Origin of the sequence: Sphingopyxis sp. BSNA05 (assembly GCF_013265645.1) — a bacterium.
In the GTDB taxonomy this organism is placed as follows: domain Bacteria; phylum Pseudomonadota; class Alphaproteobacteria; order Sphingomonadales; family Sphingomonadaceae; genus Parasphingorhabdus.
The window spans coordinates 1-10,306 of the sequence record NZ_PYIA01000026.1 but is presented as its reverse complement, the minus strand read 5'-3'; the positions used below and the strand labels follow the sequence as shown (position 1 = coordinate 10,306).

Genomic DNA, 10,306 nt, shown 5'->3' with positions numbered 1-10,306 from the left:
CCTCCACCGCGCAGGTTTCACATATCAAATTCGCCGATATCGCGGTCCGGCTCATCGCGCACCGCACCTTCACGCAGGTCCCGGCCAGCATCACGCGGCGAACCGCTGAGCGATCGGGTTTTGTTCGCTGGATCGGATGGATCAGGCAGATCGGGGCGCTGCAGTTTGTCATCTTTGTGAGACGGAGATGGCGCCTGCTCATCCTTGCGGGGAGATTTATCCAGGCCATCGGTAGCGGGATCCGCTGTGCCATCCTTGAGTATTTTATCTCGAGGCTCATCAGGCAACTGGTCGTCTGTGATTTCTTCGGGCTCCCGGAAGGTAAACTCCTTCTGATCGGCCGCAGATTGTTTGACGCCTTCTTCATTATCATCGGCGTCCGCTGCTGGTTCTACCTCCCCGCCGTGGCTATTTTTATCTGCCCTGTCAGGCTTGGAAGACCGCAGTAGTTCTTTATTGGGTGCAGTGGATTGACCCGTTTGATCTGGATCATCTAATGCCCGCGCGATAAATCCTTCGGCGACACTGGGCCAGGTTTGCGGAATCAGTTTAACCGGCGCAGCAGGGAAGCCATCAGGAAACTTTATATAACCATTGAGGCGCGGCAAGTTCATAAATTGATCGGGCAGCAGAAGCGGCTCGACCTGCCTTCTCGGGGTTAGGCTGACTGCATCACGGGCATTGTTGTAGCCGTAACTATAGCCTTCTTCCATGTCGCGAATTTGCCGATGACCGATAAAGTCAGAACACCATGTTGCAGTTTCCCGGTCGGCAGTTGCCAAGATCAATTTGGTGCGCGCAAGCGAAGACAATGTCATCGCCATATTTTCGCCATACACCTCCTTGAGTTTGGCAAATGCGTGGATGCCGGTAACGATGGCACCGCCAAAATTGCGGGCCGTTTGAAGGCCTTTTTCCAGCGCTGGCAATCGGTGCAATGCGCCCAGTTCGTCGATCATGAACCACACGCGCAAATCGGATGTTCGGCTCATCGACATGAGGGTATTCATCGCGGTGTCCATCCATAGCGTCAGCAGCTTGGAACAGACACTCATGTCCACATAGCGCGCAGATATAAATATGATCCCGCCGCGCGCGGTATCATCTTTTATCCAGTCGCGGATTGAAAAGTGCGGACCATGTTTGGGCAATAGCATGAGTGCCTCTGCATTGGCATTGAATACCGCCCGGATTGAGGTTGCCATGCGGGCGGCTTTGGGCGCGGTGAGTTGCTCCGCCACAGTGCCTTTTAAGAGCTTATGCACATCGGTAAGATCGGCCGTGATGAGCTTATTCGCGAGTGCCTCGTTGCTCGGCGTTCCGGCCTTCATGAGTTGCATGCAAGACTGCACAAATAGCGAGCGCGCACCGATAACCCAGAACTGATCTTCGCCCCCGCCATCCTGCGGAATGATCGCTTCAGCTGCGCTATGAAATTCAGCAATGGTGCTGCAATCATTAAACACGCTCCATTGCGGACAGCGGGCATCGAGCGGGTTTAATATGACATCGCGGGTGGCATCATAAAAATGTTCGATAAAGGCGCCGGTTAAATCAAATATGACAGCCCGTTGTCCCTTTCTGCGGGCCTCGTCAATCATCTCCAGCAGCGCTACAGTCTTGCCGGTTCCGGTGGTCCCGATCAGCATCGCATGGCTCTGTTCAAGCCTCCAAGGATAACGAACGCCGGTAATTGCAGAGGGTGTGTAGTAACCCGCAGCATCAAGGGCACTCTGCCCTGCTAGTCGCCAACGCCAACCCAGTTCGGCGCGCATTTCGCGTGCCTGCTCGCTAGCATTGTGACGAGTTATCTCCGCTTGCAGCTGGGGCAACGTTGCAAGCTGCGCGCCGCGTTCATGTTTGCTTTCTTTCGACCGGCCGCCAAAATATTCTGCGACCCAGTAGAACAGAATAAAGGCAGGCAGGAACAGCAATGCGGAAATCGCCAATGCGGTACGCAGTGCTGTCCATAATGCTTCCATTGCCCGCACGACCGGCGGGAAATTTGAGACCTTTGAAATTGCGATTTCCATGCTCGCGCCGCCCGCAAGATCAAGATTAACCGGCTTGGTAGGGTCAAACTCCATGAACCCGTAAAACGAGGCATAAAGGTTCATACCGGCAAGGTAACGCTGATGGTCGGTAAGACCCGATGTCACCATCCAGTAAGATATGGCTACCAAAAGAACAGCCGCAATGATCAGCGGCGCTTTGAGACCGCTAGCAAACATGAAACCAAAGTGCCCCAATAGCTGGCTACCACGCGTGAAGTTTACAATGTTACGCTTCATCACGGCCTCCATTCAAAGAGGCAGGAGCAAGTCCCAATCTTTGTAACCGACGACCATAAGCATCATGGGTTTTTGCCGTAGCGTGCTATCTGGATGGGCGGTTAAAATAGCATCAAGCGCGACGGACGAGAATACAATCTCGCGGGCCTTGTCGAGGTCTTTTAGAGTGTCGCTGCTCCCTTCATCCTGCGCAATATATGCCGCCATTACGAGATCGCGAATGAAGACGCTGACACATTCGCCGTGGCCATCAGCTTCCGATCTTACCCACTGTGCAAGCTGAAAAGAGAGATAGGTTTGTAAGCAAATATGGTTGGTCATACTCAGGTTCCTTGATGGTCAAGTACCTGGTTCACCCTTCGAAAAGCCCAATAAGAATAAATCGTGAACAAGTCTAAGTCAATCGGTTATATTTCTATAATTATCAATAACTTGCGACGATAAGATTGGGTTAAGACTTGTCAAAAACCCACCAAGTCCTAGAGGATTTGTCTGTTACATCGAGTGATTTTGGGACTTAACCAGTTGATATAGAACAATATATCCAAGGCAGCGAGCTGCGTACGGTGTGCACCTTATGTTCTCATCCCGGTATGATGCTTCCAGATAATATTCTTGATCAATTCAGGTGGAGTTATGCCACGTGGATAGCATGGACAAAAGCGTGCGCTGGTGCACGGCATCAGCGCTCCACAAACACCCCAATGACCAGAATTTAATACTGAGACATTTGCAAAATATATTGGCAGCGGAATTGGAGTTCCACTGCCCTCAATGCACCCATTTGGGTGTTTTCAATATCAATGCCAGCCCGGGTCGCAAATGGCTAGAATCGATACGGAAATTCGATATTGTTTTCTCGAGCCTCTTACGCCCAGTTGGGTCTGTATGATTGTATCAATTCGCCGCGACGGCCTATCAAACATGCGAATAAAAAGAGGCAGAGACCGTTTCCGGCCCCTGCCCTTTTTTTGGCCTTCAGAATTCATCCAGCAACGCGCCGTGCACGGTATGGACAACCCTGTTCATTGCCCAAGCCGGAAGCGCGTTATAATCTCCCTCATCCAAGGCTATGTAGCCCTGGTCGTCGTCCTCAACCACATGCTGATCGAAGAAGCTGTGAAGCGCCCTTAGTTCCGCTGTTTCTACCGCCGCAAAATAACTCTGTGCATCAAATACAGTATCAATTGCCTGTGTCATATCTACCTCCTGAAATTTGTCAAAATTGACAGAAGGTCTGGTGATGCGTGGAGGGCTGCCGGGTCACAGGACCGGCTGGAACAGGCGCCGCGAAGCGGCGATGGGGGAAACGATTTTATTGGTGCGGAGGCGCAGCCGTAGCGCCAATAAAATGGTGGGGCCCCGTCGTCCTTTACGCGGTAGGCCTTCGCGCATCATGCTTGGACTTCAAGTGAGAATACCCTCTCCAAACCCATATTGGACCGTCCAGATAATATTCGCAAAAAACCGTTTTCCTACAGGTGGGGAACTATGCCACTATGAAATTTCAAGGGGTCATAACTGAGAAAAGGAAATCTCATGACCAGAAAAACCGGCGCTATTGCCGCACTCAAGAAACTCGAAGCCGACCGTGAAAAGCTGAATCAAAAACAGCGTGAACTGGAAGCGAAAGCAGCCACCGAACTCGGGCGCGTGTTGCTTGGCACCGGTGTGGAGAGCTTTGGCACCAAGCATCTGAGGCGACTTGCGATGGCGCTTAGCGAACTGGGCGTAGAAGAGGCGTTCAATAGGCTCGGAATTTCAAACTATCCGGCGGCCAAATGAGCTGTCGCTCTTACCATTAGGAAATAAAAGAAAAGGCCCCGCCGGGGAAACCGGCGAGGCCTGAACGGTTTACGATGAGGATCTCTAATCACTCATCGATATCGGGGGCATCCTTGTTATCCTGAGACGCGCCGCGGGTGAGAAAATCTACCTTGTCGGCAAGGATTTCGCAGCCATAGCGTTTGATACCTTCACCATCTTCCCACTGGGTATAGTGGATACGGCCTTCGATCGAAACCATCTGGCCCTTTGTGCAATACTGCGCAACGTTCTTGCCAAGTCCGTTGAAACAAGTGACGCGGTGGAATTCTGAATCCTTGACCGTATAGCCATTGTCGTCCTTGTAGGTCTTGCCTTCGCTGTTGCGGGCGGGCCGGTCGTTACAACCGAAAGGTTGGTAACCGTTGTTCCGCCGTTAGTTTCACGGCTTTCTGGCTCGCGGGTAACACGTCCAACCAAAAGTGTAATGTTCGTCATGATATTTCTCCTGATATTCTCAAACCGGACCATTCCGGCTTGCGAACTGACGACAAGAAACAGGGAGAAGCGGCATTGCACCGAGAGGCGCATCAGCGCCGAAGGGAAACGGGCTTTGACCGGGAGGTGCGGGCAGCACCTGAAAGGTGCAACACGGCCGGTAACAAAGCCGGTTGTAATGCCGCTGACCTGGTTCAGGAAGGTTCGCGAAAAAGCCGAATTGGCTCCCGGTTGATTGCCATTCCAGGAGAACTGACGCGCTGGTGCTTTGGAGAGGTTGTTTGCAACTTAAGCCACAAACATCTGACGGCAGATCACAAAACCATGATCGGCAAACACTCACGCAACATTGGTCAGAGCTGAGGGTGTATCTGCGGCACAGTCATCAGCTATTACGCCGCGATATCTTGTTCAATCGAAACAAGTTTGGGTTGCCCGCGCATCATCCAGGCCTTTGGTTCGATCAGCCGCGCCCAGTCTGCAAAGGAGGAAATGGTACCCAAATCTCCATGACATGTTGATCTCCAGTCAAATGAAACAGTCAGAGCCGAAAAAGAGCAGAGCTGATTGAGATCCAATCGAAAGGAGTTCGATCAAACTTGTGTTCACCCCGGTTTTTGACTAACGATCGTTTTTGGAAAACCATCGAAAGTAATTGGAACTATACTTTAAATCTGTCATAGTTGTTAAACGGGATGGCACTTTGACATTCTATTGGGGGGTATTATGCAGCGCATTATTTCGCGTTTGTTGGCAGCGTGTCTAGCAATTTCGCTTTTCTCTTCTCAAGCAATGGCGCAAGAACGTACGGCCATCAAACAAGGCTTTGAGCTGGCCGCAAACAGCGGCAAAAAATACTCATCTTCAGACCTGCCGTGAGCGTTGGTGCACAATCAACAGGCGGTCTTTTTGAACCCAATGCAGAATGGACGGAAGAAGCGAAGAAAAACATCGCGATTGCTTTGGCTGAGTTACAAGCTGGCCTAGGGAATGAAGTCATTGAGGCGCCTGAGGCGTACGAAGAAGACGCACGAAACCTTCAGGAACATATGGCCCTGTTTTCCGCGGTTTCACAATCTGTGATCAACTATCAGTTTTTGTTGGCAATAGGCTTCCTACAAAGAAACGGGACAACAAAGCCGATATCTTTGAATGGTCATTGGGAGGCGGAGTTTCTGAGCTTCCTGGCGCGTCTGAGGCAGACTACGGTCTGTTTATCTATAACAAGGATGCATACGGATCGACCGGGCGCAAGTTGTTTCAGATAGCGGCTATGCTTACCGTTGGTGCAGGGGTTACTTCCGGCGAACATCACGGCTTTGCGGGTTTAGTCGATTTGAAAACAGGCGATTTGCTCTGGCTCAATGCCGATTTTGCGATGGGCGGCGATGTTCGTAAGCCTGAAGGAGCACAAAAGCGTGTCAAACAGCTACTCGAAGAGTTTCCCGGTAGCGAAGTAGTAGCAGAAGAAAATAATGTACAGCATTGCAATGCGCCTTAATGTTCTATTGCTCGCACTAACTCCGTCAATCGTTCTCGCAGACGCGCCTCCATTGCCTCCACCCTATGAAGGGGTCTATCAGCGCAGGGGGTAGATGAGGTTGGTTTTTGGCAGAGGGATGATGAAAGTGAGCGCGCCCTTAACAATTCGCCAATAGTCATTAGAGATGAAAAACTGAACACCTATCTGAAGCAAGTGTTGTGTGAAGCTGTTGGTCCGGATCGTTGTGGAAGCACTCGCATCTATGTTCTTAGAGAGCCAATCTTCAATGCGTCGATGTCGCCCAACGGTACCATGCGAGTGTTTAGCGGTCTCCTTTTGCGTGTACGCAGCGAGGCCGAGCTTGCATCTGTTTTAGGGCATGAGTTTGGGCATTTTGAAAAAAGACATAGCTTGGAGCGATTCAAATCTGCTCGATCCGGTTCAGATCTCCTAAGTTGGGCGAGTTTGTTAGCAAGTATGTCACCCAGCTATCAAACCCGTTCGTCTTTTCAGAATTTGGAGTTTTCGGTTTACGGCAACCTCTATCGCTTCAAGCGGGATCAAGAGAGAGAAGCCGATCTATTGGGATTGAGCTATCTGAATGGCAGTAATTTTCGCCCTCAAGCCGCTTCGGAGGTTTGGCTTAACTTGATGGGAGAATATGAAGCATCCGCAAGAGTGAGGGGTTTGAAAAAGCCTCGTTTCAATAGAATTGCTTTCACTGCATCGCATCCACCACAAGCCGAACGCGCCGAATATTTGTCAGACTTAGCTGACTCCGAAGGTGCAGAGCGGGATGACGGGGCTGACCGATATCGCGAAGCGCTGGCCGACTGGATTCCTAAATTTTTGAATGATCAAATAGGTTTGAATGACTTTGGCGGTAGTGAGTATATTATAAACTCGCTTGCCGAAAAGGGATGGACAGCCGACCTTTGGTTCGCGCGCGGCGAGCTATATAGGTTGCGCGGCAATCAGCGTGACTTGGTGAATGCCGTAAATTTCTATCGGGAAGCAATTGTTCTAAATCCCGAAATGGCCGATGCCTATCGGGGCTTAGGGTTGTCCCAATTGAAAACTGGACAACGAACTGATGGGCAGGCTGCATTGGCGCAATACCTAGCGCTAGAACCAGATGCTTCTGATGCTCCAATGATTAGCATGCTTCTTCCGAAGGAGAAAACAGAGTGAGTACTGTAAAAAAGGCGTTATCGGTCTTTTCTGGCATACTGATGCTATCTGCATTGCTGATGACATCCCCAGCGGCGGCGAATGGTTACCGAGAACAAGGTAAAACCGTAAAAGTTGCAAAGTCCAACCTTCACGTAACTCCGCCCCAAGACTGGAACAAATTGGGTCGCAGACCTGGGAAAAATGCCGAAACATGGACGCTTGATGGCGAGCAGCTGAATGACGTTACATTTTACGGCGGAATTGCTCCAGGAAAGCCCCTCGTTAAGGAACGCAACAAGAAGCGAGAGCCGCTTCCCAAAATGAAGAAGGATGCGCTACTCATTGATGTTCCAGAACTGCTCGAAGGCACCTACCGTGCTTACAAACAGATCGGCATTTTTAAGCTTGCGTCGACTGAGCCAACTGAATTTCTCGGATTGAACGGCGTGAAGTTCACATACGAATATGTTGATGCCGACAATCTGACCAGATTGGGGGAAGCGCGCGCGGCTATCGTTGAAGGTGAGTTGTATATGGTCACGTTTGACGCTCCACGATTACACTACTTTGCCAAGGGGCTGGATGCCTTCCATGCTTTGGTAGAAACAGCGAAGTTGCTCTGAGGCGGAATGACATTCCAATGTACAATCCGAATTAGTCGTACGTTGATAATTGGCACAATATCGGCATTTGTTATGACATTCCTGATCCCTACGCTGGCTGTAAATGCTCATGGCGGCAGAACAGCAGCCGATGGTTGTCATAACGACAGAAAGAACGGCGGTAGACATTGTCACGGCGGCGGCTCTGCAAAACCATCGGCGGTTCGTTCTCAGCCAAAAGCTGATTACTATCCGAACTGTGCAGCGGCAAGGGCAGCAGGTGCTGCTCCGGTCCGTCGAGGACAACGCGGGTACGGTTCGCATTTGGATAGAGATAATGACGGCATCGGTTGTGAGTAAGTATAAGTTGGTAGGATAGAATTGAACCAAACATGCCATTGCCCTCAAAGGCGTAACTACCGCTCGATATAGCAATCACAAATAACTTGTACCCGTCTAGTTTTGCCATTTGGATGTCATTCCCTTACGGGTTTATACAAACTTAAAGCGCCCCTTCGATGTTCAAATACATCCATGATTGCTCCTGTGAAGCTCAGCCGGTGGAAGATGTTGCCTTTGGAAAAGCTCCAAGCGGTCCGCGCCGATCCACAACCGTGATCCGGCGTGATTTGGCTTCGATTACCAAACGTTCCAATACACCGTTTCCCGGAAATGCAATGACGTAGCGAGGACGAAGATTCAGCATCTGCTCGTTGCGCTTAAATCCAGCGCGTGCGCCCAGTTTGCGATTGAGCGAAAATGTAAGCTGCGCAACGCCGCGCCGTTCGGCCCAGGATGCCGCAAGACCATCTGCGCCTTTACCGTCACCGCCGTGCACCAGCACCATGTCCGGAACAGCATCAAAAACTTTGTCGAGTGTGGCCCAGACATTGTTCGCAAACGTCTTGGCATCTTCGATATCCGCCTGCTTGGTGCGACCGCCAGCAAAGATAATGGGCGTACCTTCAGGCATCAGGGCCTTGCGCTTGCTTTCACTGCGCGCACGCAGAAAATCGCGGCCATGAATGACAGCTGATGTGAGCATAGCGCCGTGATTGGCGCGCGAACTCGACACAGGCTTCCACGAGGAACGGATTTCTTGCAGATAGAGCGATGCAGCAACCTCCCGCATTTCTTCAAAGGCGATCATCGAAGCTTCTGCAGCTTGTGCGCGTTCGATCTGCTCTTCGAGATTGGACGTATGCACTTCCGAGCCATCGGCATTTGCGACCAATACGCGAACTTCATCCGATGCTCGGTCGAGCTGCTTTGCTTTTTGCATCGCCGAACGGTGGAAGAGATTGACAAAGCCCCAGGCCAGGCTCTCTGCATCGGCTTCAAGGGCGGTATCGGTGAACATCGCGAACAGGTCGGACCAGACGGCAGCTATGGTTTGCGAGATCGCGTCGTGCTCTGGAAAATCTGCCGGTTCAAAGGGTGATTGTTTTATAGTCAATCCGGAAAGATCGAGCCCGGAAAGAGATTGGGTAAAATTATTGTCCATGATGTTTCTCCTGATAAGCGGCAAGCAAGCGACGATCCGCTTTCCGCGAGGAGCCCGGCAGGACCGGCGGGACGACAAGCGCACCGCCAAAGGCGGGAAACCTGCGGGGGCAAGGCTGGCGCGGGCCACACGGGCCGCAGCCCGCGCGGGTTGCGCTTGGCGCAACTGCTGGTCCAGGGCACCTCCCGTTCAGGAAAGCGGGAGTTGTGCGGACATATCAGGAGATATTCTGGACCAGCTATTGCACGAGTTTCGTGAGGCCAAAACTTTCGGGTTCAAACGCAAATTTGCCGCCACCGGGAAAGGAAGCAATGGCATGTAGCTGGCCGCGCTCCAGCCTCAGGTGCCATGTCTGACCCAGCGTCGGCTCGCGCGCTGCAAATACGGCCGGGTCAAGCAGCGCGACATTGCACCTGCCATCGGGATCACGTACAGAGATGAAACGGATCAATTGTGCCGATGCTTGGCGGGCAACGCTCGCGAGATCCTGACATGCGCCGTAATCATCGCTTTGCACCCAGTCGTCCGCCCGCTCGTCAAACGGAGCCTTGGTCAGATCCAGAGCGCGGGATGAGGAAATTGCAATGGAAAAACTCAGATGCTCGCTGGTCGTATTGCCAGGTACGAAATCCGGCGAACGGGCAAAGAAACGCAGCCGCCAATAGGCAGTTTCGGCAATTGCAGTGGCTTCCTGTTCACTGGCATAGAATATACCGGGTCGTTCGTCAGCCTTGCGAAACCGGCTGGCAATGCGGTGACCATAGCGAAAGGGTGATCCGAGAAGATAATGCAGTCCTTGTGCTGCCTTTGGCAGATCAGGCTTTGCATCCTCCACCAGTTCTTCAAGGCGGGATTGGTCTTCGAGATTATCTGCAAGGCGATTGGTAGAGATACGGTGCTGCGCTTCAACCACACGCCAGACTGTCCGGCGATAGCGCCGGAACTCAGACGCGAGCGCGGTGGCGTCCACATAATCACATACGGTCATCAG

The 10,306-nt window shown here is 51.8% G+C and carries 13 protein-coding genes and 1 pseudogene; 8 read left to right on the top strand and 6 right to left on the bottom strand.

Features of this window, described 5'->3' with window-relative positions:
- Positions 1 to 17 precede the first annotated feature (17 nt).
- From C8024_RS03300 to C8024_RS03290, 3 genes are all read right to left on the bottom strand, one after another.
- Positions 18 to 2,291 carry a type IV secretion system DNA-binding domain-containing protein gene (locus C8024_RS03300; protein WP_173202933.1) on the bottom strand — a complete coding sequence of 758 codons (2,274 nt, stop codon included), beginning with the start codon at positions 2,289 to 2,291 and terminating at the stop codon, positions 18 to 20.
- 12 nt (positions 2,292 to 2,303) lie between these two features.
- Positions 2,304 to 2,612: a hypothetical protein gene (locus tag C8024_RS03295; RefSeq protein WP_173202932.1), complete on the bottom strand. Its 309-nt coding sequence runs from the start codon at positions 2,610 to 2,612 to the stop codon at positions 2,304 to 2,306.
- A 657-nt stretch (positions 2,613 to 3,269) separates the two neighbouring features.
- Positions 3,270 to 3,491 (bottom strand): hypothetical protein, encoded by a 222-nt coding sequence (locus tag C8024_RS03290; protein ID WP_173202931.1) that lies wholly within the window; start codon positions 3,489 to 3,491, stop codon positions 3,270 to 3,272.
- A 339-nt stretch (positions 3,492 to 3,830) separates the two neighbouring features.
- On the opposite strand from C8024_RS03290, the gene C8024_RS03285 reads away from it, so the two are divergent.
- Entirely contained in the window at positions 3,831 to 4,076 is a 246-nt protein-coding gene (locus C8024_RS03285; protein WP_173202930.1) for a DUF6437 family protein, read from the top strand.
- An 88-nt stretch (positions 4,077 to 4,164) separates the two neighbouring features.
- On the opposite strand, the pseudogene C8024_RS03280 reads toward C8024_RS03285, so the two are convergent.
- Positions 4,165 to 4,553: pseudogene (locus tag C8024_RS03280) on the bottom strand (single-stranded DNA-binding protein).
- Between the two features lie 39 nt (positions 4,554 to 4,592).
- Between C8024_RS03280 and C8024_RS03275 the strand changes: the two are divergent.
- The 7 genes from C8024_RS03275 (at position 4,593) to C8024_RS03255 (ending at position 8,171) form a co-directional block, all read left to right on the top strand.
- Positions 4,593 to 4,916, top strand: a complete 324-nt coding sequence (locus C8024_RS03275; RefSeq protein ID WP_173202929.1) for a hypothetical protein — start codon at positions 4,593 to 4,595, stop codon at positions 4,914 to 4,916.
- 363 nt (positions 4,917 to 5,279) lie between these two features.
- Entirely contained in the window at positions 5,280 to 5,432 is a 153-nt protein-coding gene (locus C8024_RS22830) for a hypothetical protein (RefSeq protein ID WP_367947127.1), read from the top strand.
- Complete coding sequence (locus C8024_RS22825) at positions 5,429 to 5,821, top strand: hypothetical protein (protein WP_367947126.1); 393 nt, start codon at positions 5,429 to 5,431, stop codon at positions 5,819 to 5,821. Before C8024_RS22830 ends, C8024_RS22825 begins: the two co-directional genes overlap by 4 nt.
- A 5-nt stretch (positions 5,822 to 5,826) precedes the next feature.
- Entirely contained in the window at positions 5,827 to 6,054 is a 228-nt protein-coding gene (locus C8024_RS22820; protein WP_367947125.1) for a hypothetical protein, read from the top strand.
- Positions 6,055 to 6,207: 153 nt separating this feature from the next.
- Positions 6,208 to 7,227: a M48 family metalloprotease gene (locus C8024_RS03265; protein WP_367947128.1), complete on the top strand. Its 1,020-nt coding sequence runs from the start codon at positions 6,208 to 6,210 to the stop codon at positions 7,225 to 7,227.
- A complete protein-coding gene (locus C8024_RS03260; RefSeq protein WP_173202928.1) occupies positions 7,224 to 7,832 on the top strand; it encodes a hypothetical protein in 609 nt (202 codons plus the stop codon). Before C8024_RS03265 ends, C8024_RS03260 begins: the two co-directional genes overlap by 4 nt.
- A 6-nt stretch (positions 7,833 to 7,838) precedes the next feature.
- Entirely contained in the window at positions 7,839 to 8,171 is a 333-nt protein-coding gene (locus C8024_RS03255; protein ID WP_217271962.1) for an excalibur calcium-binding domain-containing protein, read from the top strand.
- A gap of 193 nt (positions 8,172 to 8,364) precedes the next feature.
- Here C8024_RS03255 and C8024_RS03250 read toward each other — a convergent pair whose 3' ends face one another.
- Positions 8,365 to 9,315, bottom strand: a complete 951-nt coding sequence (locus C8024_RS03250; protein WP_173202926.1) for a DUF2493 domain-containing protein — start codon at positions 9,313 to 9,315, stop codon at positions 8,365 to 8,367.
- 238 nt (positions 9,316 to 9,553) lie between these two features.
- Positions 9,554 to 10,303: an RES family NAD+ phosphorylase gene (locus C8024_RS03245; RefSeq protein WP_173202934.1), complete on the bottom strand. Its 750-nt coding sequence runs from the start codon at positions 10,301 to 10,303 to the stop codon at positions 9,554 to 9,556.
- Between the last annotated feature and the right edge of the window lie 3 nt (positions 10,304 to 10,306).